The sequence below is a fragment of the Acinetobacter sp. ACNIH1 genome (assembly GCF_002934695.1).
GTDB lineage: Bacteria > Pseudomonadota > Gammaproteobacteria > Pseudomonadales > Moraxellaceae > Acinetobacter > Acinetobacter variabilis.
Genome location: NZ_CP026420.1, coordinates 2,394,346 through 2,420,307 on the forward strand (window position 1 = coordinate 2,394,346; position 25,962 = coordinate 2,420,307).

23 protein-coding genes are annotated in these 25,962 nt (G+C 40.5%); 10 read left to right on the forward strand and 13 right to left on the reverse strand.

The window, feature by feature from the left end; all coding sequences use genetic code 11:
• Positions 1-105 precede the first annotated feature (105 nt).
• Positions 106-1,887, forward strand: a complete 1,782-nt coding sequence (locus C3F22_RS11705) for an acyl-CoA dehydrogenase C-terminal domain-containing protein (RefSeq protein ID WP_104426606.1) — start codon at positions 106-108, stop codon at positions 1,885-1,887.
• 52 nt (positions 1,888-1,939) lie between these two features.
• Here the strand turns inward: C3F22_RS11705 and C3F22_RS11710 are convergent, their stop codons facing one another.
• Positions 1,940-2,146 (reverse strand): hypothetical protein, encoded by a 207-nt coding sequence (locus C3F22_RS11710; RefSeq protein ID WP_034704246.1) that lies wholly within the window; start codon positions 2,144-2,146, stop codon positions 1,940-1,942.
• A gap of 173 nt (positions 2,147-2,319) precedes the next feature.
• Between C3F22_RS11710 and C3F22_RS11715 the strand changes: the two genes are divergently transcribed.
• A complete protein-coding gene (locus C3F22_RS11715) occupies positions 2,320-2,817 on the forward strand; it encodes a phosphate-starvation-inducible protein PsiE (RefSeq protein WP_104426607.1) in 498 nt (165 codons plus the stop codon).
• A 91-nt stretch (positions 2,818-2,908) separates the two neighbouring features.
• Here the strand turns inward: C3F22_RS11715 and C3F22_RS11720 are convergent, their stop codons facing one another.
• A complete protein-coding gene (locus C3F22_RS11720) occupies positions 2,909-3,349 on the reverse strand; it encodes an RcnB family protein (protein WP_104427020.1) in 441 nt (146 codons plus the stop codon).
• 178 nt (positions 3,350-3,527) lie between these two features.
• Between C3F22_RS11720 and C3F22_RS11725 the strand changes: the two genes are divergently transcribed.
• Together C3F22_RS11725 and C3F22_RS11730 are read left to right on the forward strand one after the other, a co-directional pair.
• Complete coding sequence (locus C3F22_RS11725; protein WP_004782151.1) at positions 3,528-3,986, forward strand: hypothetical protein; 459 nt, start codon at positions 3,528-3,530, stop codon at positions 3,984-3,986.
• A gap of 144 nt (positions 3,987-4,130) precedes the next feature.
• Positions 4,131-5,282 (forward strand): IS4-like element ISAbe18 family transposase, encoded by a 1,152-nt coding sequence (locus C3F22_RS11730; protein ID WP_004646736.1) that lies wholly within the window; start codon positions 4,131-4,133, stop codon positions 5,280-5,282.
• A 65-nt stretch (positions 5,283-5,347) separates the two neighbouring features.
• On the opposite strand, the gene C3F22_RS11735 is transcribed toward C3F22_RS11730, so the two are convergent.
• Both C3F22_RS11735 and znuD read right to left on the reverse strand, forming a co-directional pair.
• Complete coding sequence (locus C3F22_RS11735; RefSeq protein ID WP_104426608.1) at positions 5,348-6,811, reverse strand: phospholipase D family protein; 1,464 nt, start codon at positions 6,809-6,811, stop codon at positions 5,348-5,350.
• Between the two features lie 105 nt (positions 6,812-6,916).
• The gene (gene znuD / locus C3F22_RS11740; protein WP_104426609.1) at positions 6,917-9,043 is read right to left on the reverse strand and encodes a zinc piracy TonB-dependent receptor ZnuD; all 2,127 of its coding nucleotides are present in this window, start codon (positions 9,041-9,043) and stop codon (positions 6,917-6,919) included.
• Positions 9,044-9,183: 140 nt separating this feature from the next.
• Between znuD and C3F22_RS11745 the strand changes: the two genes are divergently transcribed.
• The 4 genes from C3F22_RS11745 (at position 9,184) to C3F22_RS11760 (ending at position 13,113) form a co-directional block, all read left to right on the forward strand.
• Positions 9,184-9,948: a DUF4184 family protein gene (locus C3F22_RS11745; protein ID WP_004782146.1), complete on the forward strand. Its 765-nt coding sequence runs from the start codon at positions 9,184-9,186 to the stop codon at positions 9,946-9,948.
• Positions 9,949-10,109: 161 nt separating this feature from the next.
• Positions 10,110-11,894: an aspartate--tRNA ligase gene (aspS, locus tag C3F22_RS11750; RefSeq protein ID WP_004782144.1), complete on the forward strand. Its 1,785-nt coding sequence runs from the start codon at positions 10,110-10,112 to the stop codon at positions 11,892-11,894.
• Between the two features lie 115 nt (positions 11,895-12,009).
• Positions 12,010-12,231, forward strand: a complete 222-nt coding sequence (locus C3F22_RS11755) for a hypothetical protein (protein ID WP_004278319.1) — start codon at positions 12,010-12,012, stop codon at positions 12,229-12,231.
• 18 nt (positions 12,232-12,249) lie between these two features.
• Positions 12,250-13,113: a lysophospholipid acyltransferase family protein gene (locus tag C3F22_RS11760; RefSeq protein ID WP_004782143.1), complete on the forward strand. Its 864-nt coding sequence runs from the start codon at positions 12,250-12,252 to the stop codon at positions 13,111-13,113.
• A 7-nt stretch (positions 13,114-13,120) separates the two neighbouring features.
• Here the strand turns inward: C3F22_RS11760 and C3F22_RS11765 are convergent, their stop codons facing one another.
• Positions 13,121-13,678 carry a glycosyltransferase family 77 protein gene (locus C3F22_RS11765; RefSeq protein WP_262735583.1) on the reverse strand — a complete coding sequence of 186 codons (558 nt, stop codon included), beginning with the start codon at positions 13,676-13,678 and terminating at the stop codon, positions 13,121-13,123.
• A gap of 454 nt (positions 13,679-14,132) precedes the next feature.
• On the opposite strand from C3F22_RS11765, the gene C3F22_RS11770 reads away from it, so the two are divergent.
• Together C3F22_RS11770 and C3F22_RS11775 are read left to right on the forward strand one after the other, a co-directional pair.
• Entirely contained in the window at positions 14,133-15,032 is a 900-nt protein-coding gene (locus tag C3F22_RS11770; protein WP_004278322.1) for a glycosyltransferase, read from the forward strand.
• A gap of 92 nt (positions 15,033-15,124) precedes the next feature.
• Positions 15,125-16,027: a hypothetical protein gene (locus C3F22_RS11775; RefSeq protein ID WP_004782138.1), complete on the forward strand. Its 903-nt coding sequence runs from the start codon at positions 15,125-15,127 to the stop codon at positions 16,025-16,027.
• Between the two features lie 30 nt (positions 16,028-16,057).
• Here C3F22_RS11775 and C3F22_RS11780 read toward each other — a convergent pair whose 3' ends face one another.
• From C3F22_RS11780 to yjgA, 8 genes are all read right to left on the reverse strand, one after another.
• The gene (locus tag C3F22_RS11780; RefSeq protein WP_004278324.1) at positions 16,058-16,996 is read right to left on the reverse strand and encodes a glycosyltransferase family 32 protein; all 939 of its coding nucleotides are present in this window, start codon (positions 16,994-16,996) and stop codon (positions 16,058-16,060) included.
• Positions 16,997-17,072: 76 nt separating this feature from the next.
• Entirely contained in the window at positions 17,073-17,834 is a 762-nt protein-coding gene (locus C3F22_RS11785) for a glycosyltransferase family 25 protein (protein WP_004278326.1), read from the reverse strand.
• Positions 17,835-17,843: 9 nt separating this feature from the next.
• Positions 17,844-18,815, reverse strand: coding sequence for a Stealth CR1 domain-containing protein (locus tag C3F22_RS11790; RefSeq protein WP_004278327.1), 972 nt, complete (start codon positions 18,813-18,815; stop codon positions 17,844-17,846).
• Between the two features lie 41 nt (positions 18,816-18,856).
• Positions 18,857-19,579, reverse strand: a complete 723-nt coding sequence (locus C3F22_RS11795; protein WP_004278328.1) for a glycosyl transferase — start codon at positions 19,577-19,579, stop codon at positions 18,857-18,859.
• A 128-nt stretch (positions 19,580-19,707) separates the two neighbouring features.
• Positions 19,708-20,634, reverse strand: a complete 927-nt coding sequence (locus C3F22_RS11800; RefSeq protein ID WP_004278329.1) for a branched-chain amino acid transaminase — start codon at positions 20,632-20,634, stop codon at positions 19,708-19,710.
• A gap of 24 nt (positions 20,635-20,658) precedes the next feature.
• Positions 20,659-23,409, reverse strand: a complete 2,751-nt coding sequence (glnE, locus tag C3F22_RS11805; RefSeq protein WP_104426610.1) for a bifunctional [glutamate--ammonia ligase]-adenylyl-L-tyrosine phosphorylase/[glutamate--ammonia-ligase] adenylyltransferase — start codon at positions 23,407-23,409, stop codon at positions 20,659-20,661.
• Between the two features lie 86 nt (positions 23,410-23,495).
• Positions 23,496-24,764, reverse strand: coding sequence for a sensor histidine kinase (locus C3F22_RS11810; RefSeq protein WP_104426611.1), 1,269 nt, complete (start codon positions 24,762-24,764; stop codon positions 23,496-23,498).
• Between the two features lie 662 nt (positions 24,765-25,426).
• Positions 25,427-25,960, reverse strand: coding sequence for a ribosome biogenesis factor YjgA (gene yjgA, locus C3F22_RS11815; protein WP_005232100.1), 534 nt, complete (start codon positions 25,958-25,960; stop codon positions 25,427-25,429).
• Between the last annotated feature and the right edge of the window lie 2 nt (positions 25,961-25,962).

The following is a 25,962-nucleotide window of genomic DNA, read 5'->3' on the forward strand; positions in this document are numbered from 1 at the left end:
TTATAAATAAAGCATTCTTTCGCTTTAGTCACCTACAACATTCACAATTGTAGACTACACTGAACTAAACGAATCAAGATTCAAACAATAAACAGGTGAACTCACATGCCAATTTATAATGCCCCACTTGCCGATATGAAATTCATCCTGAACGATGTATTCAATGCCGAACAATTCTGGCAAGCCAATGAAAATTTAGCTCATTTAGACGCTGCAACAGCAGAAGCAATTCTTGAAGAAATGGCTAAATTTGCGCAGAACGTCACCCTTCCATTGAACCGTACCGGTGATGAAGAAGGCGCAAAATATGAAAATGGCAATGTCACCACACCTGCTGGCTTTAAAGAAGCATTCAAACAATATGCTGAAGGTGGCTGGATCGGTCTGGGTGCCGATGCAGAATGGGGCGGCCAGGAAATGCCGAAAATGCTTACCGTACTTTCTGATGAAATGCTGTTTGCAACCAACCCATCTTTCATGCTCTACCCGCTTCTTTCTGTGGGTGCAGGTATGGCTTTAAACAGCTATGCATCTCAAGAGCAAAAAGAAACCTATCTTCCTAAAATCTATTCTGGTGAATGGTCAGGCACCATGTGCTTAACTGAGCCACATGCCGGTACTGATCTGGGTATTATCAAAACCAAAGCTGAACGTAATGAAGATGGTACCTATAGCATTACCGGTACCAAAATCTTTATCACGGGTGGTGATCACGATCTTGCTGAAAATATCATTCACCTGGTACTGGCAAAAACACCTGATGCGCCTGCCGGCTCTCGTGGTATTTCCCTGTTCATCGTACCGAAGTTCCTGGTCAATGAAGATGGTTCAATTGGCGAACGTAACCCGGTAGGTCCAGGTTCAATCGAACACAAAATGGGGATCAAGGCATCTGCAACTTGCGTAATGAACTTTGACGGTGCCAAAGGTTATCTAGTTGGTAAAGAAAACGAAGGTCTGGCAGCCATGTTCGTGATGATGAACTACGAACGTCTGTCTATGGGCATCCAAGGTCTAGGAGCCTCAGAATTTGCTTATCAAAATGCTGCACAATACGCGACAGATCGTTTACAGGGTCGTAGTGCACTTGGTGCTCAATCACCGGCTAAACCGGCAGACAGCATTTTAGTACATGGTGATGTACGTCGTATGTTGTTGAATGTTCGTGCGAATAACGAAGCATCTCGTGCTTTTGCGGTGTATGTCGGTCAGCAACTGGATATCACCAAGTTCTCGACTGATCCTGAAGCCGTGAAAAAAGCCAATGACCGTGTTGCGCTGTTGACACCAATTGCAAAAGCTTACCTGACGGATACGGCATTCCAGGCAACCCTAGATGCACAAATGGTCTTTGGTGGACATGGTTATATCCGTGAATGGGGTATGGAACAATGTATCCGTGACCTGCGTATCTCACAGATCTACGAAGGAACCAACGGCGTTCAGTCTCAAGATTTAATCGGCCGTAAAACCATTAAATGTGACGGTGCGTATATCGGCGAATACATCGAAGAAATTCGCGACTTTGCGAACCAGTTGGATGCAGACCTGAACTTCATTAAAGATGCAACTTTAGATGCAGCTACTGAAGTAGAATCATTGACTCAGTTCGTGCTTGAAGCTGCTGGCGAAAATGCAGAATTCCCGAATGCTGCAGCAGTCGATTACCTACATGCAGTAGGCCTATTGAGCTTCTCTTATATGTTTGCGCGCATTGCCAATGCAGCCAAAGACAAAGATGGCGATTTCTACCAAAACAAACTGGCACTGGCGCGTTACTTCACGCAACGCATCTTGCCTGAACTAGCACTGCGTATCACTAAAGTGAAAGCTGGTTGCGAAGTAGTGATGAATTTCTCTGAAGATTACTTTACGACTCAAGCTTAATCTTGACGTGAATCCATATAAAAAGCCCTGCATCTGCAGGGCTTTTTATACACTATACTTTTTCAATCAAGATCGTATCTGGTTGCGTCGTTATTTTAGGATTGTAATGCTTATTTACTATTTTAATTCCCCCTTGCGACTCTAAAGATTCACACAGTTCGAGTACCTTCTGCATCTCTTCAGCCTTGATCCCCGCGCCCAGGATTAATTTTTTTCCTGCTTCTAATTGACTAATTTTTGTTTGAATTTTGTCCAACATTTTTTTCTCCTATTTATTCAATGTAGTTCTCATACAATATAACAAGTTAGTACAAAAAAAGTGCAAAAGTTCGAATAATTTCACTTTTATTTTATTTTTCTCTTTTTGTGCATGATCTTTGCTAGTTCTTTCCTGTTCATATGTTATTTCACATGAAAAATCTGGAGGAGAACATGAGTAAATCTGAGTCTAAAGTAAAAAGAATAGAAACTCTCCTCGACCGTTTTGGCAACCTTGCCGTTGAAAGTTTCCATTATCTTGCGCTGTTTATTATTGGCTGTATGGTGATCTGGTCCGCAGGTCATACCGTATTTGAGATTTTAACCGTCAAACAGTTTGCCACCATTGACGATATTCTTTTGCTGTTTATCTATCTGGAACTTGGTGCCATGGTCGGCATCTATTTCAAGACCAATCATATGCCGGTCCGGTTCCTGATTTATATTGCGATTACTGCCCTGACCCGTTTACTGATTTCCGATATTCAACATACGCACAAAGCCAGCATGGATCAGGTCATTATTACCGGTTCGATTCTGATTCTGGCTTTTGCCATCCTAGTGGTTCGTTATGCATCCTGGACCTATCCATCCGTCATTCGCGACAAGCATAGCGAAAAGCCATTGCCAGAAGGTAAAACTCCACGACCTGAGGATGATGAGTTGGCATAGTCATAGAAAAGTCCCCCTTTGCAAAAGGTGAGAAGCACTGCTTCGCAAGAGGGTAATTAATCACCTCTCCTAACAAGAGAGGGAATTTCTTTTAACGGTTATTCATCAACACATAACGTCCATTTTCATAAATCCAGTAACTTCCGCGTGGTGGTGCCGGTAATCCCAAACGCTGCCAGTCACTAATCACTGTATATCTCGAACTTTCAATGTGGGCTACATTCGGATCACCATTAACCCAGCTATAGCTATTGGAATTCTGGTAAATCGTGGTTGGTGCCTGATACTGGATATTGAACCCACTTTGGCTCTGGGCAGGAGGATAATATCCACCATGGGATGGACGTTGCGGATAATAAGGCCGCTGCAAATGAGGCGGTTGTGGTGCATAATGAGGGCGCGATGGAGGACGATGATGGGGTTTAGAACGATCAACACCGGTATAGCCTACCCAGTCATTATCCGCCCAAGCGGGCACTGCAATACCGAACAGAAATGAAGCCAGCAATGCACCTGAAGCTAATGTTTTCATAAGTGCGTCCTCCAAAGATTTCTGCCCATATTTTAACCAAAACCCATGCAGAAAATATGGATAAATCTCCTGCTGCTGCAAAGTTTTGTAATTGATTCCATGACTTTAACAGGCTTGCGTGATGAACGCTGAAGTGCGTATGCTAATATCACTTTTTTAATGCTTTGAGTTGCATACTGTGTCTGATTTAAATTTCGATCGTTTATATGAATATTTTTGCAAGGTACCCAGTGTTCAAAAAGGACTGATTGATAGCTATGGCTCGGATGGAAAACAGGCTTGGTGGTTTAAATTTCAGATTAATGTTGATCATCCTTTAGCATGGCAAACTGTACAGGAACTGGGTCATGTTCTGAACTATATTTCTAAAAATGAGCGCCTGCCGACTCAGTTTCTTCCAGTTTCTCCACCGCCTTATATGAATGGTGTCGCTAAAGATTTCCTGTCTTGGGTCATTCAGTGTAATCATGCCGACTTCCCACCAGATGTAGTGTGCGACTGGCTAGAAGCACGTTTGCCAAATCCGGTGGATGATGAAGCACAATGGAAAATTAAGACTGATATTTCTGAACTGGATGAGCTGACAGATAAAGAACTGGATCAACTAGTTCCGCCGAATCCAGAATCGAAAAGCTAATACTAGAAATCTCCCTAAATCCCTCTTTGATAAAGAGGGACTTTCCTCACTGCTGTCCCATAGTTTGCTTTAAATAAAAAAACCTGAGTCCTAACAGTTAAAATATGAGTGCAAACAAACACTTTAACGACCAGGATTCAGGTTTTGTCACATCAGAATACCGTATTTCATGAGCTAATTAAACCTGTTGTGCGACAGGATTTTGAACAACTTGCTAAAGTACACCATGTTGGACAGAAATTTAGAGCGGCTTCCCGGTGGGATCAGTTTATTGCCATATTGATGTCTCAATTCTCTTGTAGGCAAAGTCTGAGAGATATTCAATCCAATTTGGAGTGCCAACAGGAAAAGCTAAGTCATCTCGGAGCAAAGTCTATTCCCCGAAGCACGCTGGCACGAATCAATGAGCAGCAGCCTGCTGCCTTGTATCAACAGCTATTTTACAAGTTGCTTAAATACTATGAACACTCAAAAGTAGCTCATAAATTTCGCTTTAAGAATCCCTTGTATTCCTTGGATGCCAGTCATATTGACCTGTCGCTTTCCTTATGTGAATGGGCCAAAGTTCACGACTCAAAAGCCAGCATGAAACTCAGTATAGGATTGAATCACAGCAATGATATTCCTGAGTTTGTTGCAGTTGAAAATGGCAAAGAAAATGACATGGTACAAGGCCGCAAATTCCAGTTTCCTGCTGGCAGCATTGTAGTTTTTGATAAAGGCTATGTCGATTACCAATGGTATGCAAATCTGACTGCTCAAAACATTGGATTTGTCACACGTTTTAGGCCTAAATCTGTGTATCAGGTGATCCAGCAACATCCAGTGCTTGAATCCAAAGGTATTCTAAAAGATGAAACCATTCAGCTGAATAGCGCACATGCCCTAAAAAGAAAAGCCCCAGTGTTAAGAAGAATTGAATATAGAGATCAGCAAAGTGGCAAGCACTTTAGCTTTCTCAGCAATAACTTTCATTTAGCCGCCTCTACCATTGCGGCGATTTATAAAGATCGTTGGAAAGTTGAGCTGTTCTTTAAGGCGATTAAGCAGAATCTCAAATTAAAAGCGTTTCTAGGCCGCAGCAGGAACGCAATTCAGACACAAATCTGGATTGCGATGATCGCCTATTTATTGGTGAGTTTCGCTCAACATTTAGGAAAAACAGGTTGGACAGTTCAACGTTTACTCAGAATAATTCAAGTGAATTTGTTTGAAAGAAGAACTTTAAAAGCTTTATTTTCACCCGATAAAATACCCATAAAACAAGAGGAAGCTCAAATGAGCTTCCTCTTGTGAAAAATTGTGGGACAGCAATGGGACTTTCCTCCCTTTTTTAAGGGGAGGTTAGGAGGAATTTAAAATCAAAACGTCGACCAACCACTCCATTCCATAAAGCGATAGAGCCAGTATTTCCAGAATGACTCTTCAGCATATTGAGCATAGTCCACGCTCATGGAACGGCCATTCAAATTAGACCAGGCCGTATTGAAATACTGCTGCGCATCGCTAAAGACTTCCGCCTGAGGTTGTCCCACCACACGCAGATTGGTCTCCAGATTATAATTTTTTAGGTTACGTGCCGTGAAATTGGCGGAACCTAAAATCATTTCAGATTGCTGGGCACCATATTTCATCAGAATTTTATTATGACATTGCTCGCCTTGAGTATTACACCAGCGTACCGGAATACCAGCTTTATGCAGTTCTGAAGCCACCTGCCGGTTAGGAATGCCATTTTTCTCACGACCAAATGCATCTTTGTTTGGATCAAGTAAAATCCGAAGTTTCACTCCGCGTTCATGTGCTGCAATCAACCCTTTCACAATCTTACGTTCTGACAGATAGAACATGGCCAGATCAATCTGCTCATCTGCTTTCGCCGTTTCAAGCAGCTTTAGACCCCCCTCATAAATGGCTTTTTCAGTCAGCACCTGAACTTGAGGCTGGTTTTTTTCTGCTTCAAATTCACCTGCAATCACAGCCGGCATATTGGCTTGAGACATGATCCCGACTGCCTGTTCTGTTGCAAGAATATCAATTGCTGTTCTGCCCCAGACCAGTAGACCAATATTGGAGTGCCGTGAACTGCCATCATGTGGGTTCATTGAAGTGACCAGTGCTTTCCAGCCCTGATCTGTATCAACGACCAGTGTTTTACGATGATTGGCTTTGAAATTAAACAAGTCGAAATAGCTGCGTAAGGTCACTTTTTCTGGACCAAACGGATTCGGCAACCAGCCTTTTTCCGGATTATTGCCAATCCCCTGACAGCATAGATACCAGAAACCTGACCAGCTTGGATTAGAAGCACGCAGCGGTGTCAGATTGGTTTCGATTACATCTACTCCTGCCTGACGCAGTTCACGATAATGCTGCGCTGTAATTCCACCATAGACAGAATTAATCGGATCGGTAATAAATTTGATTTCCACTTCAGGCTGCATCAATCGCTTGTTGAGTAAGGCCTCTGTGAGCTGTTTGCTGAGTGCCTGATGTTCCTGTTTAGAGGCACCGGTTTGCTGATTAAACAGGAACATATCCAGCACGATCAGGGATTTTGCTTCCTCAACCATCTTCAGCATTTCATTAAAAATCTGATGATCCAGTTGTTGCTTGCCCTGTGCATCCAGATAAGTCTGATCGACCAGAAATTTCACCTGTGCATGGCGCAGCTTACCCGTGTAATTCAGCCCTTCAGGTAACGGTTTATAAGTATGATAAATTGCTGAAGCCAGATAACTGGTCATCAGCACACCAATAATCAAGGCCGCATAACGGCGGTTTGACCAGTTCAGTTTATTGTGAATTCGTTGAAAGATACGCATAAGAAAAAACCTAACCCAATATGCTCAGGCTAGGTTTAATCTAATGATTTTTCAAGTCTATTTCAGTGACAGTACTTGGATTTGGTCAGTTATTTCATCTGAATTCTAGAAATCATATTGTACGCTGACTGTGAAATTACGTCCGACTTGCGGAATATTCGACAGGAATGAGCTATGCGAATAGACCTGATCATCGAGCAGATTATTGGCTTTAAAATAAACCCGATAGGCATTTTTATCAGCAATGCTATTGGCATAGCTTAGGCCGACATTGACCATATTATAGCCTTGGGTCTCATCTTCATAACTGGCCGTTTTGTCCTGATTAAAGACATGATAATACTCTGCCATTCCTGACCATCCATCAGCAAAGTCTGCTTCAACCTTGGTTCCTAAGCGGCCTGCTGGAATACGGGGTGCATTTTCACCATCAATTTTGCCGCGCACGTAATCACCGAATACACCAAGCTTGTATGTATCATTTAATGCATAAGTAGCTTCCGCTTCAGCCCCATAGAAACGGGCCTTATCTTGGGTATATTCTACCCCACGCAAATTTCCATTTCTGGCGGTTGTCGCACCGTAGATATAGTCATCAAACCAGTTATGGTAAATATGTGCATGATAATCCAGCTTAGCACCTTCATATTCGAAACCCAGCTCCAGGTTATTCGAGCTTTCTTTATCCAGATCAGGATTACCGACTTCATAGGTATTGGTGGCAAAATGCAGGCCATTAGCATATAGCTCTTGCGCCAGTGGTAAACGTTGCTGATGTGAACCTACAATGGATAACTTATAGTTCGGGGCAAATTTCCAATTCGCCGCTGCTGAAGCAGAAACGCCTGTGCCTGAATAATTTTTCTGTTCAGATTCAACTTGTACTTTTTGATGATCGACACGTGCACCCAGTTCGACATGCACATCACCGAGTTGTTTATGCTCTAAGGCAAACAGACTGTATTTTTCAGTTTTGGTATCTGGCATGACCACACTTGAACCATGGACATGATGTTCTTCATCATCCTCGTCACCATCTTCATGATGATCATGTTCTGTAGCAGCCAGATTGATTTTCTGCTGGCTATATTGGGTGCCAATTACTCCTTCCCAACCCACAACCGGAATATGCACCAGCTCTAAACGGCCATCGTAGCCTTTGCTTTTGAAATTACTAATCACTTCATTTTCTTCCAGCTCATCATGCTCATAATCAGTAAAGCTGGCATGGGCACGTAACTTGTCAAAACCAGCAAAAGGCTGTTCCAGTTCAGTACGTACTTCATAACGTTCAGATTTCAGATCTACCCATGGCCCGCCATGCTCTTCTTCATGCTCTGCGGTAGCACCCAGCTCTGGACAGCCATGGAAATGATCACCATGCAATACACAGCCATGATATTCATGACTATGCCCAGGCAAGCCATATTCATCCTGACGGTTGCTATAAGACAGGCCAACGAAACCACGATCATGAATCCATGATCCACCAATATTCACGGTCTGGCCTTCAGCAAAAGTATTGCCTACACGACGTTCTTTGTGAAAATGTGAATGATCGCCATGAGGTTCTTCTACTACATAATCAGGCGCAATATAGTCATTGGCCTTATGTTTTGTACCTTCGACACGCAGGGCAAAATTTTCACCGACTGCAGCAGTCACGCCTGCACTTGCCAGTTTTTCATCACTGCCCGAGTTGTAACGTAGTCCAACAGTCCCTTCCAGACCATCTTCCGGCATTTGGGTAGGGATTTTCTGGTCAGTGACATTGACCAGACCACCGACTGTTCCCGCGCTATAAAGCAAAGTTGATGGGCCGCGAATCACTTCGACCTGTTTGGCCAGAATCGGATCAACAGTTACCGCATGGTCAGGAGATAAGGTCGATACATCAGCCGTTTCTGAAGCATGCTGCAAAACTTTGACACGTGGACCATCTTGTCCTCGAATTACCGGACGGCTCGCTCCGGTTCCATACTGATTTGAATACACCCCAAGTTCATCTGCCAGCGCATCACCAATAGTCGTCGCACGTTCAGATAAAGCTTTCTGATCCACCATTAGATCAGCAACTGCAAAATCTGCCGCAGTTTGTACCAATGGATGAGCTTGTACCTGAATGGTATCCATGGTTTGTACAGGAATAGAAGAAGATGGCTGTTCAGCAAATACTGTAGGCGCAACTACAGCAAAAATTGAGAGTGTTATTAGATTCTTAGAAAAGGACATGACCCAAGCTCAAATTCAGCAATTTAGAATAGTGTTATAATATAACATTTCATTTCTTTTGCAATCCTTTACGATAATCAATGAGATATTTTATTAGAATGTCGTTTGAATATTTTTTATTGCAGTAAAATCCTATTTTTATGCCCTTTACTTTATCTCATGCTGTACTCGCTCCGCCTATTTCATATTTAACTGGCAACCGGCTCCCTGTTGCTGCGTTGGCGATTGGTAGTATGGTCCCAGACCTGTACCGTCTTTTTACCCATACAAATTCTAATATCACCCATTTATGGTCTTCGCTGATTCATCCTGATTTATGGATTGGTCTTATTTTTTGTGCGGTCTGGTACCTGATTTACCGGCCAGTGATTTATCGTTTTATTGGCATACAGCATGACTTAAATATTCATAACTTATTTTCAGCGTTCAGATTTATTTGCGCTATGTGTATTGCAGTGGTGATTGGGACAGCCACTCATATTATTTGGGATGGTCTGACCCATGCAGATTTTCGAACCTTTGCCTTTTATGACATTCTCAGCCAGCAGTATCAAATTTTAGGACGAACTTATCCACTACACCGGATTTTGCAGATTGGTACTTCTGCTCTTGCGCTACCTTTTATTCTGTGGATGAGTCTGCATTACTATAAAACTCATCGGCAATATCTAAGCGTCAGTCACAAGATCCTCATCTTTTGCTGGGGTCTATTAGGCCTCTCTACGCTCACAGGTTTATTTTCGACATGGGACTATATGCGCTACATTCCGGATGAGGTCTGGCGGTCTGATCTGTATTATTTTACCGGCCGCTCTATCAATGAATTTAGCCAGGGCTTTTTAATCACTTTTAGTTTGGGCTGTCTGCTATTTCTATTTCTGGATCGTGATCGGCGTATGGGCTAGCATAATCTCCCACTTCCTGCTTATTCACTTTAAAATGATACTGTTTTTGCCTCAAGTTCTTGTGACAACATTCCCAAAGAGGCATAATCCTACCTTTGCTAAAGGCGGTACGCTGTTTACGTAAACGCTTCCTTAACCCATATAGTTGGATTTTTAACGCTATGATGCGAACTCATTACTGCGGTTCTTTAACCGAAGCTCAAATTGACCAGACCGTAACATTATGCGGTTGGGTACACCGTCGCCGTGACCACGGTGGTGTCATCTTCCTTGACATGCGTGACCGTGACGGTCTTGTTCAAGTGGTTATCGACCCAGATACACCTGAAGCGTTTGCAACAGCAGACAAAGCACGTTCTGAATACGTATTAAAAATTACAGGCCGTGTGCGTCGCCGTTATGCGGGTACTGAAAATGCCAACATGGTGAGTGGTCAAATCGAAGTATTGGGTAAAGAAATCGAAGTTCTTGCTCAATCCGAAACTCCTCCATTCCCATTAAATGACGAAAATACAAACATTTCTGAAGAAATTCGTTTGAAATATCGTTTCCTGGACATCCGTCGTCCTGAAATGATCGATCGTTTACGTTTCCGTTCTAAAGTGACCACCCTGATTCGTAACTATTTAGACGAGCATGGTTTCCTGGACGTTGAAACTCCGATCTTGACTCGTGCGACCCCTGAAGGTGCGCGTGACTACTTAGTTCCAAGCCGTGTATCTAATGGTAGCTTCTATGCTCTTCCACAATCACCACAGCTGTTCAAACAGTTGTTGATGGTGGGTGGTGTAGATCGTTACTACCAAATCGCTAAATGTTTCCGTGATGAAGACTTACGTGCGGATCGTCAGCCTGAATTCACTCAAATTGACATCGAAACATCGTTCATGAGCGATGACGATATTATGGATTTGATGGAAGGCATGACTGTTAAGATGTTCGACGAACTTCTTGGCATCAAATTCGACAAATTCCAACGTATGCCTTATTCAGAAGCAATGCGTGACTACGCTTCTGACAAACCAGACTTACGTATTCCTTTGAAACTCGTTGATGTTGCAGACTTGATGCAAGATGTTGAGTTCAAAGTATTCGCAGGTCCTGCAAAAGATCCTAAAGGCCGTATTGTTGCGCTTCGCGTACCAGGTGCGGGCTCACTGCCACGTAGTGCAATCGACGAATATACTAAATTCGTTGGTATCTACGGTGCGAAAGGTCTGGCTTACATCAAAGTTAATGAACTTGAAAAAGGCATCGAAGGTCTTCAATCTCCAATCGTTAAATTCATCGAGCCTATCGTGCTGGATCTATTGAAACGTGTTGGTGCTGAAAATGGCGACATCGTATTCTTCGGTGCAGACAAAGCGAAAGTTGTTAACGATGCCATGGGCGCGCTTCGTGTGAAGATCGGTCATGACCTTAAATTATCAACTTGTGAGTGGGCGCCACTTTGGGTTGTTGATTTCCCAATGTTCGAAGAAACTGATGATGGCAAATGGACCTCTGTTCACCACCCATTCACGCTACCAAAATCAAGCGTTGAAGAAGTGAAGAACAACCCAGGTGCAGCATTATCTGTTGCTTACGATATGGTATTGAACGGTACTGAAATCGGTGGTGGTTCACTGCGTATTCATAACCTTGAAATGCAAAAAGCGATCTTTGAAGCATTAGGTATTGGCGAAGAAGAAGCAGAAGAGAAATTCAGCTTCTTATTAAATGCATTACGTTACGGTGCTCCTCCGCATGGTGGTTTGGCATTTGGTCTTGACCGTCTGGTGATGCTCATGACTGGTGGTGCTTCTATTCGTGACGTCATTGCATTCCCGAAAACCAAGACTGCTGAATGTCCATTAACGCAAGCACCTGCTCCAGTTGAATCAAATCAACTGCGTGACCTTGGTATTCGCTTACGTGAAAAACCAAAAGCTGAATCTCAAGAATAATTCTTGAAGTATTAAGTGAAAAAGCTCTGCCTCGTGCGGGGCTTTTTTTGTAAGATTGAGTCGTATCTGGAACAGTGGCATAATAGCCACAGTTTTTAATCTAAGGTAATTAGCAATGGCTATGCGTCCTGCAGTTCGTAATCGCAGCATTATGCTTATTGTATTTTCAGTGGTTCAATGGCTGTTCATGCGCTATATCCTTGCCAACAATCTGTTCAACCTCGATACCAATGATCGTATTGTGTATTTTTGCCTGAGCAGTATTTTAGGTGCCCTGCTGATTTTTGTAGGTTTGATTTATATGGTGCTGAAGGGCAATCCGGACAAAGACCTATAATCTGACCATCTGGATACCATGTACACCCTACTCAAAAATTTCTCCAAGCTTCCACTAAGATTCATTCAAAATCTTGCGCAACTGGCTGGATCTCTTTTGTATCTCAGCCATTCTTCTGCACGCCGAGTGACCGAGATTAACTTGGCCTCTGCCTATCCTGAACTTTCGGAAGCTGAACGGGCTGATTTGACCAAAAGCAGCCTGAAAAGTCAGTGCATGACGTATGCAGAATCAGTCAAGATTTGGGGATCATCACCAGACTATGCGCTGTCTTTGATTCAAGATGTGCAGGGCGAAGATATTTTCCTGAAAGCTTTGCAAAATCCTCATGGCTGCTTGGCAGTGGTGCCTCATTTTGGTACGTGGGAGCTTTTAAATGTCTGGGTAAATCAGCACACCTCCCCTGTAATTATGTACAAGCCCAGTAAGAATCAGGATATTGACCGTTTTATGCTTGAAGCTCGGCAACGCCTGAATGCCACACTGGTTCCTACAGATGATTCTGGTGTACGTGCTTTATTTAAGCATTTAAAACAGGGTGGTTTTTCTGCAATATTGCCGGATCATGTACCTAAAGAAAGTGGTGGTATCTACTCACTTTTCTACAATCAAAATGCGCTATCTTCTACCTTACTTTCCAAACTGGCAGCCAAAACACAATGTTCAGTAGTTGGGCTTAGTTGTTTAAGACGTGAAGATTTTTCCGGCTATGATATTTACGTGACTAAATTATCAAATGATATTTTATCTAAAGATTTACAATTGTCGGTTGATACCTTAAATAAAGAAATGGAGCGCATGATTAATGTCGCTCCGGAACAGTATTTGTGGGGGTATAAAAGGTTTAGGAAAATAATTGATGAAAGTAATATTTATCAATAAATTTTAATTATTCAATTAAATCACTTAAAGTTAACTTAATATCAATTCCTAACTTTGTTGTTCGTGCATTAACTTCATTATGTCGTTTAACAATCTTTTTAGTACTTTTTGACAGTAGAGAAGAACGCATTATCCATTGATAAATTGAATTTCTTTGCTCATATTTCTGTATCCAACGCTTATCTCTACTTGCTTGTAATTGTTCAATACTAGGTTGAATCTTATCCCCATATAAATTACGAGATGTATCAAAAATAAATGTATAGTTTGGTGGTAGCTTTTTTAATGTAATAAGGCCTGCATCATGCCACTCATCAACCAAGTTTTGTAAAATAATCTGATCCCAAATAGTTGGATTTTGCAACATACGCTTCTCCCATTCATCCATCAGAGAATGTGCATTTTTAGTGTCATTTATAAAAATAGTACTACTAATTAAACGCTTATTATCTATGTAATGTACTGCAATATCTTCTTCAATTGCATTGAAGTATGGCCGGATATCCTCAAGAATTATAGCATCAGCATCAACAAATAAAAGTGGGCCATGAGTTTCACGACGCATTTGCGAAATAAACACAGGCTTAAATGCAATAATGGTTTGCCAGTCATCTTTTGAAAATTGCTTTAATAGAATATGAATATTAAATTTTTTTTGCTGATTCAGCTAAAATTTGAGCATGCTTCGTATATAGTTTATCATCTGTATGAAAACCAAAAACTGTCAACATTAAGAATCCTTTTAATTTTCTACCAATTTAAGTTTAAAATCATAGATAAAAGTGTGATAAAAAACTATAATTTTAAATTTTTTTCGTAATTATATAACAATATAATACACATAAGTTATTGTAATTTATTTAAAAACCAAAGAAGTCATTGAAATAAATTCGATTATTTTATTTAAGTTTTAATTATAATAGAATAAATAAAAAAACATAGTAAATCTTATGTAGTCTTTGTTTTTATATAGTCTTTGTTTTAATATACATTATCATATCACAAAATAATTGATAAAAATGAGTCTCAAAACAATCAAAATTTTTATAGGCTGTGACCCAAACAACTGTGATTTAGAACAAATGATGGTTTTAGACTACAGCATTAAAAAACATACCCAGCAGCCTGTAGAAATTATTTGGATGCAACTTTCGCGTGATCCTTCTAGCTATTGGTATTCTGATCCGAAATCGAATCAAGGATGGAGAACAGAAAACTGGGCGACACCTTTTTCCGGATTTCGGTGGGCTATTCCAGAGTATTGTCAATTTCAAGGTAAAGCCATTTACATGGATACAGATGTCATTGTACTCGATGATCTTGCACTACTCTGGGAACATCCTATTGAAGCCAATGCTATTGTGGCAGCCAAGGGGGGGGGAAGCTCAGCCCGTTTATGCACTTGTGTCTGGGATTGTGAAAAGGCCAAACATTTTCTTCCTAGAATTGAGGAATTAAAAAGTAACCCTGCCAGTCATCAAAGTCTGATGAGACAAATTCAAAAAGAACCGTCATTGGTTCAAGCTTATAATGATCATTTTAATTGCATCGATGGTGAAAATCTAAGTATCAACGAGATTAAAATTTTGCATTATTCCGATATGGGCACCCAGTTTAGTCACAAATATTCAATTCCTCGTCTTCAACACAATAATTCAACACATTGGTTTGATGGCGAAATTATTCCTCACCCCCGAGCGGACCTGACAACACTTTTTGACCAATACTATCACGAAGCCCTTTCTGCCGGATACCAACTTGAGGACTATACAATTACACCCTACGGAAAATTTCACAAAGCATCTCAAAAAAAATACTCGGGCAATAACATTACTCGGTCAGAAACATCCCAGCCTTGGTTTAAGAGGCTCCTGAGCAAGTTTAAAACCAAGCGTGATTCATTTAATTTAGATCATTAACCCTCTAAGCAACTGAATCATCTTATCAATTAGATTATTCTCAAATAAACTTGATATAACTCATAGAAATAAGCTATGAAAGAGACAAGAATATGTGTGGTTTAATTTTCAACCATTTCGTTCGAAATTTGACAAAATATACCTATAAACTTTTAAAACCGAGTACTTACAAACACAACAGACGCTATTGGCCTTTTTACCGTGTGGTTCGTAATGCATCGGGTCAAATTGATCAAGTTTTTTTTAGGAATACCTTAATTGCAGACCATACGCTTAACTTAAAGAATAAACATTCAAAATGTATGCTGATCGCAACAGGACCATCGATTAAAAAGATTCCTGATAAATTTTTTAAATATGAGAAACTGGACTATATTGGCGTCAATGGAGCAATCGCTTTGAATGAGGTCACTTTTCAACACTATGTCATTATTGATCATGATTTTGTACAAAATCGTTTTGATCTCGTTGAGCGGGTTTTAGACACAGCATGCAATTTTTTCACCACCGCACGTTGCTTAGACTATATTCTAAGAAAAGTAAAAATCGAACAGATTCGTTGCCAATTTAAAATTATTGAAATCACGAGTAACTGTAAAAATGAACTTTTTATGGGAAACACTATTCATGTTGATGAAAAAGTTAAGAGTAATTACTTCTACAATGGTTTTGGCTTTTCTACACACATGTATGACACAGTATTTGACTACTATACCGTGGCTTATACCGCATTACAGATTATGTCAGGATTAAATTACCAACATATCTATATTGCAGGTGTGGATATGAATAACTTCGACCTACCACGATTTTATGAAACTTTAGATGCAAAACAACCTACCTTATTAAACCAGCACACCCAATCAATCATAGCGGCATTTGAAACAGCAGCCTATTTCTTTGAAAGTCAAAAAGTGTCTGTTTATAATCTTTCACCCCATAGTCTTATCAAATCATTTAATAAATTAACGCTCGAACAAGACACCATCCTCTAAGTGGTTCAGATCATCCAACCTGATAGAGCGTTAAGATAAGGTTTTACTCTGATCATCATGGAAATCTAGCAGTGAATCTTGAAAATACATTCCTTTTTCATAAAATTCGCCTATATGTTTACGCTCTTTACCGGCAAATTTAATCAATTTAGGGTATTCACCTGAATGATGATTGATTGCCATTTCAATTAATGTTTTTTCTTTGACCCATTTATTTTTTACCTGATAGTAAAAGGCATTTTGATCACAATCAATTAAAGTAATACTAGGCAATGCTTTCAGCATAATCACCTGACACACCACATAGGAAATCAGGTACTCTAAATTACTAATCTTTTGAAATATTCTCTCATAATTTGGCACAGTACGTTTAATTTCATTGATATATGTTTTAGGGCCAACCTGCATGGCGTTCACCAACTCATCAAACCAATCTTTAAAAAACCTATTGTTAGGAGCCGTTGCTAAAAGCCAATTCTCGATGACTGGAGAATCAATATTGGTAGTGTTTTTTTTACGATAATAGGCAAAACTTTCGGTCTGATTTTGAGAAACCAACTCTTGAATCCAATCTAAATTTTCATAAACGATAATACTTGCATCTAACCAGATTCCTCCATAAACATAAAGTAATTTAAATCTGATTAAATCAGCTTTATGCTGAGGTAGATGAATATTTAAAGAATCAAAATCTATCTGTATAAATTGATCAACAGTTGTTGGTGTTAAAAAATGAACCTCATAATTTGCATTTATTAGCTTTATATTTTCTATGCATTTTTCCACAAATAATGGTACATCCCCCTCCCAATACAGCCAAATCAGCTTAGGTATTTTAACTTCTTCTGGCTTTGGATTAAGCGTAATCATATTTGCGTAATTATGAATTTTTAAATTCGTGCCTCTAATCTTGTAAAAATACATGATATAAAACTTAAGCATATAATAAGTTTTTTTAAATATTTTCATCTAAATTATTTCCAACATGCTCATTGATTTATTCCTTTAATGATAAATATTCAATTATTAAGATATTCGATGAATTTTAAGAATTTAGCAGATATTTTAGTGCATGATAACGATCACGCCACATACGCTTCTGCTTTTTAAAGCCATAGGAGCTGCTTCTATTTTCAAGTGCTTTACGAGAAATCCCCTGAGTAGCAACCGTTCCCAAAATATCACTATCGACCCCTGCTGGCTTCACTAGTGGTGGCCAAATCCCTAAACCTTTGCCATTTTGACTTAACCAAGACTGGAAGAAGATATCAACCGGCATATTTATAGTTTTGCCTACCTCAACAAAAGACTGTGCTCCCTGCCGCGACCAGATTAACCCTAAGCCACGAATTGGGAAATAAAAAGCATGCCATAGACTTATATCCCCTATTTGCGTAATATCTTTTGCTAGTTTTTTCTTTTTTGCAGCAATATTAATAAGATACCAGTTTAAATCTTGATGTTGGTGCAAATATTCAATGATGCTGTCAATTTTAATCTTAAAGTCACTATTAATTTTAAGGTCATCTTCCAGAACCACTAAATAATCTGCATCAGTGGCTAAAAATTTTTCAGCGCATCCATAATGACTTAAATAACAACCTAACTCGGAATTCATTAAACTACGACCTAATACCTTATTAGTTTGATCGTCATTATAATTTATGAATTCAGAGAGTGCTTTACCCCGACCATCATAAGCAGCAAAACGTTCAAACCTCCAGCTCACACTATTAAGCTGCTGAGTTGCTGCAGCTAGACGCTCATCACTTCCGTCTAAATTAATTAAATAAGTTACAACTTTCATGATTAACTCTTAATGCTGAATAGATAGAGGTAAATAGTTTTTAAATTTAGCAATTAAAGCAAAAGATACCTTTTCTGCTTCTTTTGGATCAAATTGATCCAAACTTTGAATACAACCAAATTTAATAGTGGTATTATTTAAGTTTTCTAAAAATAAAGATAGCAATGCTTCATTTTTTAAATAAGCAATATTAATATCATCGTATAGAACTGCTTCATTAGCCTGAATTTTTAAATGATTATTAAGTCCTACGGGTAAAAACTGAAAAGCACTTCTAAAACGATGCCTAATCTGTTGAGCTAATGTTGTAGGGTATTTTTGAAAATAATTTTGTAGTACATCACGATCCAATATATGGGGACGATGATGAATTTCATAATATTTATTAAATCCACATAATTCAGCACTAAGCATTTGAGCAATTGTATATTTAGGCTGTAAAGGTTTACCAAAATATTTATTAAGACCTTTACGTAGATTAAATTTTGCTTTAATTAAGGAGTTATTTTCCCAATGTCCATAGACTTTTATCTGGTCACCAACTAAAAAATCATCTAATTCAGATGAGGCATTAAAGAAGAAATCATCATTCAAATAAATAAAATACTTTGATAACCCTGGAATATTCCAAAGCATAGTTTCAATACTTAAAGAATTAAATGTAGGCAAGTATTGCTCATGACCAGCAAATATTGTTCTATGATCAATTATTTTTATCTGCTCAGGAGCACATAATCCCTGTTCGAAAAAATCATGAATATGTGCAGGCTGCTGTTCATCCGTAATAATATAAATTGTTCCAAAATAGGGAACATATTTAAGAATTGAAGCAATTGAAAAATAGATTTCATCATTACTAGCAAATCGAGTTTCTTCTGCTGAACCTTTTACGATATTAGTAGATTGAAACTGTTGCCTTTTAAGTCGATGCTTTACATCATTGCCATCGACCCACGCAATAACAAAATCTATTTTTTCCATAATACTTCTAATCAACAATTAGCTTGAATAAACTCTATAACTTACTGCCAAGCGTCCTTAATCCACTGCGATGGCAACACATAACGATACCATTTACCACCACCACCATTCACTGCATCTGGCGGATTAATCTCGCCATGAAAAACAATGATTTTGGCACCTTCAGGCTTCACAGGCGGCTTAAAATAAGCCATCGGAATTTTTTGCAGGCAGTGATATTTATAGCTCTTGCACCAGCTTTCTGGCCAATACGTCTGTTTACCTTCACGGTCTACATACCAAGACAAATAGGCTTGCTCATTACGGAATTTTTGACGAATTTCATCAAAATGTTCACGGAAATAAGGTAACAGACCTGGGAAAGCACCCAGTTTAAACCGATAAACCGAACTGTTACCGGTAATACGCCAAGGACGTTTCCAGTCATGAATAATCAGGAAGTCACCCGGATAGGTAAAGAACTCATCGATATTATCGACAATCACCACGTCAAGATCGAGGAAGAGTGCATTGCCTTCCAAACCATACAGATCAGGCTCAAAAGTGGACAGCTTGTTCCAGCCACGCTCAGGCGCACCTTCAGGCAATGCCAGAGGTGGAATAGGGAAACATTGTACTGCAGGATCAATGCCTTCAGTACGATCCGTCAGACAGACCATTTTAAAGTCGACTGTCGTATGTCGTTTAACCATATTGTATAAACGATTGACGTATTCCGAACCGTATTTGGTTCCCCATTTCATACAAATAACGATGTTACTCATTGCGTATGCCTAAGCTCATCTTAAAATCTTCTTGATGGTGAATATGATGACATAAGTTCGGCAGAATAAGTACATCAGTTAAAAAAAACCTCTCAAATGAGAGGTTTTTTCAATCAGTAAATTCTTAATTACTTCACATACGTTAACCAGTGTGCATATTTCGGGTCTTTGCCCTGAACTGCATCAAAATATGCTTTCTGGATTTGAGTGGTGATTGGACCACGTACACCCTCACCAATCTGACGATCATCGTATTCACGGATTGGTGTTACTTCTGCAGCAGTGCCGGTAAAGAATGCTTCATCTGCGATGTAGAACTCATCACGGGTAATACGGCGTTCAATTACGTCATAACCCAAGTCTTTAGCAATCGTAATAATCGTTTGACGGGTAATACCATCCAGCGCACCACCTGCGATATCAGGCGTATGAATCACGCCATCACGCACCAGGAATACGTTTTCGCCTGAACCTTGGCATACATAGCCTTGTGGGTCGAGCAGCATTGCTTCATCATAACCTGAATGCGCCACTTCCTGATGCGCAAGAATCGACAAGGTGTAGTTACCTGATGCTTTAGCCTTACACATGGTCACGTTCGGATGATGGTGGGTAAATGAAGACGTTTTTACGCGAATTCCCTTCGCCATCGCCTCTTCACCGAGGTAAGCACCCCAGCTCCATGCCGCAACTACGGCATGAATGGTATTGTCAGTTGCAGCGATACCGAGTTTTTCAGAACCAATAAAAATAATTGGACGTAAATAGCAAGACGCTAATTTGTTTTCACGAACAACATCAATTTGAGCCTGTTCTAATGCTGCTTGATCAAATGGAACTTTCATTTGATAAATTTTTGCAGAATTCAACAAGCGCTTCGTATGTTCTTTAAGACGGAAAATAGCCGTTCCATTCGGGGTTTCATAAGCTCGGACGCCTTCAAACACACCCATGCTGTAATGCAAAGTATGTGTTAATACGTGAGTTTTTGCCTCACGCCAGTCAACTAGTTGTCCATCTTGCCAAATGAAACCATCACGATCAGCCAAATTCATGCCACAAACTCCAATTTCTCACAATTATTCACTATCCAGTGCAAAGTCTGCACTTGGATCAATCAGTCTTTGCCATAACTTGCAAACGGTCATTCGGGTATCGTGCCAGTCGCTTGCAGACACTTGCATGGATTGATTTGCAAGGGCTAAGCGATGGCTCTCGGCGCGTTCACGGAGATAAGCTTGAATCAGAGCAGTCGCATCGTCGCTGGATAAGCAACCTGATTTTGCGGCATCCTCAAGAATTCGTACATTGTCGGAGAAATGGGCGAGATCTTTATTCGTCCCACTCCAAGCCAACACCGCATACTGTGCCATAAATTCGATGTCTACGATACCACCTGCATCTTGTTTTAAATGAAAAATACCATCTTTTTTTTGATCGGCGGAAGAACCGAGATGCTCCTTCATTTTCTGACGCATTTTCAGTACTTCTGCCCGTACATAATTTTCATCACGGGGCTGAATCAAAATATCCCGGCGCAAGACTTCAAACTTTTTCCGTAAGCTCATTTCACCCGCAATCGGGCGGGCTCGTACCAAGGCCTGATGCTCCCATAGCCAGGCACTCTTGAACTGATACTGTTCAAAGGCTTTTAAACTGGTGACCAAAAGCCCAGCTTCGCCCGATGGACGCAATCGGGTATCGACTTCATATACACGTCCATCCAAGGTTTGCGTGGTCATGAGGGACATAAACTTTTGTGCAACCCGCATGGCAAATTCAAAGCCACTGATCGGCTTAAGTCCATCGGTATCGGCCTGTTCACCCATATAGTGAATAAACACCAGATCCAGATCCGAGCCATAACCCAATTCAATTCCACCGACTTTACCATAACCAATGACTGCAAAAGCCGTATGCTCGACTGAACAGCGCTGCCCTTCTGCATCCAGTGGAAAACCATGCTTTTTTGCCACAATCTGATAGGCCAGATGCAGCGCTGCATTCACCGATACTTCAGCAATATCGGTCAAGGCATCGGAAACTTTCATTAAAGGACTTTCAGCCAGCACATCACTGGCGGCAACGGCCAGAACATTAGATTTTTTAAACAGGCGCAAGACCCGCATCTGGTCTTCGACCTGATCAATTTCAATCCGTAAAAGTTGCTGACGTAAAGAGTCTTCCAGATCCTGACGTTTTGGCAATTCAAAATCCATCGACAGGAATTCATCCAGTAGCACCGGATAATGGGTCAGTTCTTCACAAATCCAGGGGCTGACCGTGGCCATCTTCACCAGTCGCTGCAACGCCCCTTTACTCTCGATTAACATCACCAGATATACCGTACGGCGCATCACTGATTCGACTAAGGGCATCAAGCGCACCAATGCCACCTGAGGATCATCTGACTGTAAAACGGCTTCAATTAAATGCGGCCAGAAGGTTTTTAAACGTTGTACCGCCTTTGCCGGTAATTTTTTTAAGGCATGCCCATTCCAAAACTCATAGACAAGATTCTTTGCATTATCATCCAACACTTCTTTGAGTTTCTTTTCCAACTGGGAAAAACTTTCAACCAAGGTGTCAGGGCCATTTTCCTTGATTAGATGATCAAACTGATACATCACTTTGTCACGCTTTTCATTGAGATATGCCATAAAGCTGTCCCAATCCGCAAAACCAAGTGTGTCCGTTATACGCGCCCTTAACTCTGGCTCTGTCGGTAGTGATTGCGTTTGCTGATCATTCAGTGCCTGAATCGCGTGCTCAACCCGGCGCAGGAATAAATAGGCATTTTCCAGATCCTGCACCGCCTGTTCATCCAGCAACTCGGCATCATCCAGATGATTTAGATTCACCAGACACTGCCGATCCTGCAATTCAAGTTTGGCCCCGCCATAAATCAGCTGAAACACCTGCACGATAAATTCGACTTCGCGAATGCCACCGGCTCCGAGCTTGATATCATCTTCAATATTACGGCGCTGTACTTCGCGCTCGATCATGGCTTTCATTTCGCGCATGGCTTCAAAAGCGCTGTAATCGACGTACTTGCGAAATACAAATGGACGGGTCATCTCCAGCAGCTCATCGCCTTCCGGACTTGGATTGACAATACGCGCTTTAATCCAGGCATAACGCTCCCATTCACGCCCATGCTGGCTCAGATATTTTTCCAAGGCCGCGTGGCTAATGGCCAGCGCCGAACCATCGCCCCAGGGACGGAGGCGCATATCCACCCGGAATACAAAACCATCCGCCGTGATCTGATCCAGCAAATGAATCAGTTTCTGTCCCCACAGGATGCAAAACTGCTGCACATCAATACATTTGCGCCCATCGGTTTCACCCTGCTCATCGAAGGCAAAAATCAAGTCGATATCACTGGAAAGATTGAGTTCTTGAGCGCCCAGTTTGCCCATCGCAATAATAATAAGATCTTGAACTTTACCGTTATAACCAACTGGCTGACCATATTTGGCGACTAGAGGAATACGGGCAAACTCTTTGGCAGCACAAATGCAGGCATCGGCGAAATCAGACAGCTCGCGAGTCAGCGTGATGACATTGGTAAGTTGATTGGCATCCTGCCAGATCCAGCGAAACATCAGACGGGCACGCAGAATACGTAAACTGCGCATCCACATGGTTTCATCGCTGATATTTAATAGATTGGCCTGAATTAAGTTTTGAATCTGTTCAGTGCCGAGTGATCCCTGAAACTGATCAATTGCATAATCCTGATTCAATAGATCTTGATGATTGGCCAATACCTGTTCTGCATACTGACTGGCTCTTAAGGTTTTCTGCAATTGTACCGCGTCCATCACTCGGTGATTCCCTCAAAACTTTTATTTAGTTATAGCAGGAGTTAAGGCCGAGTGGGAACGGTTTTAAAAGAAATTTATGATTTTCAGGACTTTTCAGTATGCAGATCTTCAAGTACCAATGCCTGATGATCATTGGTCACTTTAGGTAAATGCACAGTAAAGGTGGTTCCAGCGCCTTCTTTAGAATCTACGGCAATCTGTCCATGGTTCAGGTCCACAAAACGCTTACACAGTACCAGACCCAGACCTGCGCCTTTCTCATTGTCCGTGCCTTTTAAGCTCACCGTGAGATTTGGTCTAAACAGATTTTCCATCTGTTCTTCAGTCACACCGAGACCAGTATCCTGAACAGTGATCTTGACTTGCTCACCTTCCATTTCAGCAGCCAGGATCACCTGTCCACCCTGATCCACTGGAGTAAATTTCAGTGCATTCGATACCAGGTTCTGCAAGACCGAAGTAATCATGTTGATATCAGCATGTACCTTGATATCTTCAGGAACCTGGTCAATCAGCTCAATATTCTTTTTCAGCGCCAGACTTTTCAGTACATCACAGACAATTTTAGTAGACTGTTTTAATTCATAATTAATCGGATGATAAACAAAACGTCCACCCTCTGCCATCGCCCAGGTCAACAGACTTTCTAACAAGTTATACGTCGATTGAGCCGTATCATATAAATAATCAGAAATACTCTGGATACTGGATTCATCCAGAGTGTCACGTTCCTGCGCCAATACTTCCGAGAAGCCTAACAGGCCATGGAAAGGTGCACGCAGGTCATGAGCAATAATCTGGAAGAATTTGGTTTTACTGAAGTTTTGTGCACATTGTTGTTCGTATAACTCTTTTAGTTCAGTATGCTCTTCATTCAGTTTAACTCGCTTGACTAAAGTTTCAGCAAATTGCTGAACAATAATAATATCTTCCTGATCAAACACTTCAGTCTGATCATCAAAGAAAACCACCTGCCCTAAAGACTGCCCTTGAGCTGATTTTAAATTAAATGCCACCAGCCGCTGATGAGCTACACCAAGGCTTTTTACGTGATCTGATAATTCTGCATATGCAGGATGATTTTGATCGATCACATCCATTTCTTGTAGATATTTAGGTATGTCCACATTCTGTGGTACGTGTAAACCGCGAAAACCGAGCGGACAGCTGTACCAGATATAGGGTTCCGTATGGAATCCGATGATACAGGTCTTGGCGCCGAGTACTTTACGCGCGACTTTACAGAAGGTGTCTAATAAATTGTCAGAGGTATAGACACCTAAAATGAGAGATATACGGCACGAGCTTAACTGCTCCGTATTCTGACCGATCTCTAGCAGTTTTAGTTCCATGTCTGCCTCTCTGGATGTTATGGAATATAGAGTAAAAATTACAACCGACTAAATTGATACAATCAATAACAAAGATTCTATATTTACTCAACGTTAAAATCTCATTTACCGACCAAAGGATTTGTTAACTTATTTCTCTAAAGATACATTGATAGCTTCAATACCTTGATATTTAAATATTAAGAATTACTTGAAAAAATATTCCTCTTATAAAAAATTACATATAATTATTTGAAATTCCTAAATTCATTTCAAATTGTTTCGATATAACCTTAATATCCAAATTATACGAAGATAAAAACAGCTCACTTTTCTTCTGATCTTCAGGTAAATAAAAGCCTTTGAATTTTCAAATATATAGAAAATACCTATTGTCACTTTCTAGAAAAGTAGAGCGCTGATAATATTAACTTTGACCTAAATCTATTTCTATCTTTTAAATATTCTTAATAATCATAAAATATTGAGAGATTTAAATAGTTTATTTATGCACTAAAACCTATTTCTTAAGTAATCAAAAATATTAAAAGTTTACATTTTTTTACAGTTAACAATGACTTATAGGAACATTCTTGAATTCTTATAAAAAATTAAACTTAATTAGAGTGAATAAAAAAGCGACAAAGTGTCGCTTTTCTTTAATTCAGAAATTCAGATTATAATCAGTTATCTGAAATCAGGGCAACTTGCTGCACATAGTTAAACAGCTTTTGCTTTGAGGCTGCCACTTCTTCTTCCGGTGCCTGATTTTTTAGATCACGATGCACACGTAAATAATGCTGACGTAAGGTATGACGCTCTGTCGCATTATAGGTTTTGGTAAATTCGTTAATCGCAGGATCACCATCTTTCACGATACGGTCAACCCAACGCTGCAATTGTGCTGTCTTTTTCAAACCCTGTTTCGGAGTCAGATAAGACAGAATCACGGTTTCATTTTCATTACGGAGTAATTTACCAATACGTGAAAATTGACGACGGCGTGCTTCATGTGAACTGATTTGCTGGACATCCAGCAAAGCTTCAATCAGACGCTCTTCAACGGGTAAATTTTTAATTTGTTTCGCACTCAGTTCTGCCAACTGTGCGCCTAAAGCAGCCATACGCTGAACTGCTTTTTTCTGTTCGGTTTTACTTGCGCGTCCCTCTAAAGATTCAAAGTCTTCTTCAGTTAAACTGCTCGGTCGACGTGCCACGA

What these genes read in the sequence shown, in the direction of transcription:
- C3F22_RS11705 (WP_104426606.1), top strand. Translation starts at nt 106, where the DNA reads ATGCCAATTTATAATGCCCCACTTGCCGATATGAAATTCATCCTGAAC.
- C3F22_RS11710 (WP_034704246.1), bottom strand. Translation starts at nt 2,146, where the DNA reads ATGTTGGACAAAATTCAAACAAAAATTAGTCAATTAGAAGCAGGAAAA.
- C3F22_RS11715 (WP_104426607.1), top strand. Translation starts at nt 2,320, where the DNA reads ATGAGTAAATCTGAGTCTAAAGTAAAAAGAATAGAAACTCTCCTCGAC.
- C3F22_RS11720 (WP_104427020.1), bottom strand. Translation starts at nt 3,349, where the DNA reads ATGAAAACATTAGCTTCAGGTGCATTGCTGGCTTCATTTCTGTTCGGT.
- C3F22_RS11735 (WP_104426608.1), bottom strand. Translation starts at nt 6,811, where the DNA reads ATGCGTATCTTTCAACGAATTCACAATAAACTGAACTGGTCAAACCGC.
- znuD (WP_104426609.1), bottom strand. Translation starts at nt 9,043, where the DNA reads ATGTCCTTTTCTAAGAATCTAATAACACTCTCAATTTTTGCTGTAGTT.
- C3F22_RS11745 (WP_004782146.1), top strand. Translation starts at nt 9,184, where the DNA reads ATGCCCTTTACTTTATCTCATGCTGTACTCGCTCCGCCTATTTCATAT.
- aspS (WP_004782144.1), top strand. Translation starts at nt 10,110, where the DNA reads ATGATGCGAACTCATTACTGCGGTTCTTTAACCGAAGCTCAAATTGAC.
- C3F22_RS11755 (WP_004278319.1), top strand. Translation starts at nt 12,010, where the DNA reads ATGGCTATGCGTCCTGCAGTTCGTAATCGCAGCATTATGCTTATTGTA.
- C3F22_RS11760 (WP_004782143.1), top strand. Translation starts at nt 12,250, where the DNA reads ATGTACACCCTACTCAAAAATTTCTCCAAGCTTCCACTAAGATTCATT.
- C3F22_RS11765 (WP_262735583.1), bottom strand. Translation starts at nt 13,678, where the DNA reads ATGCGTCGTGAAACTCATGGCCCACTTTTATTTGTTGATGCTGATGCT.
- C3F22_RS11770 (WP_004278322.1), top strand. Translation starts at nt 14,133, where the DNA reads ATGAGTCTCAAAACAATCAAAATTTTTATAGGCTGTGACCCAAACAAC.
- C3F22_RS11775 (WP_004782138.1), top strand. Translation starts at nt 15,125, where the DNA reads ATGTGTGGTTTAATTTTCAACCATTTCGTTCGAAATTTGACAAAATAT.
- C3F22_RS11780 (WP_004278324.1), bottom strand. Translation starts at nt 16,996, where the DNA reads ATGAAAATATTTAAAAAAACTTATTATATGCTTAAGTTTTATATCATG.
- C3F22_RS11785 (WP_004278326.1), bottom strand. Translation starts at nt 17,834, where the DNA reads ATGAAAGTTGTAACTTATTTAATTAATTTAGACGGAAGTGATGAGCGT.
- C3F22_RS11790 (WP_004278327.1), bottom strand. Translation starts at nt 18,815, where the DNA reads ATGGAAAAAATAGATTTTGTTATTGCGTGGGTCGATGGCAATGATGTA.
- C3F22_RS11795 (WP_004278328.1), bottom strand. Translation starts at nt 19,579, where the DNA reads ATGAGTAACATCGTTATTTGTATGAAATGGGGAACCAAATACGGTTCG.
- C3F22_RS11800 (WP_004278329.1), bottom strand. Translation starts at nt 20,634, where the DNA reads ATGAATTTGGCTGATCGTGATGGTTTCATTTGGCAAGATGGACAACTA.
- glnE (WP_104426610.1), bottom strand. Translation starts at nt 23,409, where the DNA reads ATGGACGCGGTACAATTGCAGAAAACCTTAAGAGCCAGTCAGTATGCA.
- C3F22_RS11810 (WP_104426611.1), bottom strand. Translation starts at nt 24,764, where the DNA reads ATGGAACTAAAACTGCTAGAGATCGGTCAGAATACGGAGCAGTTAAGC.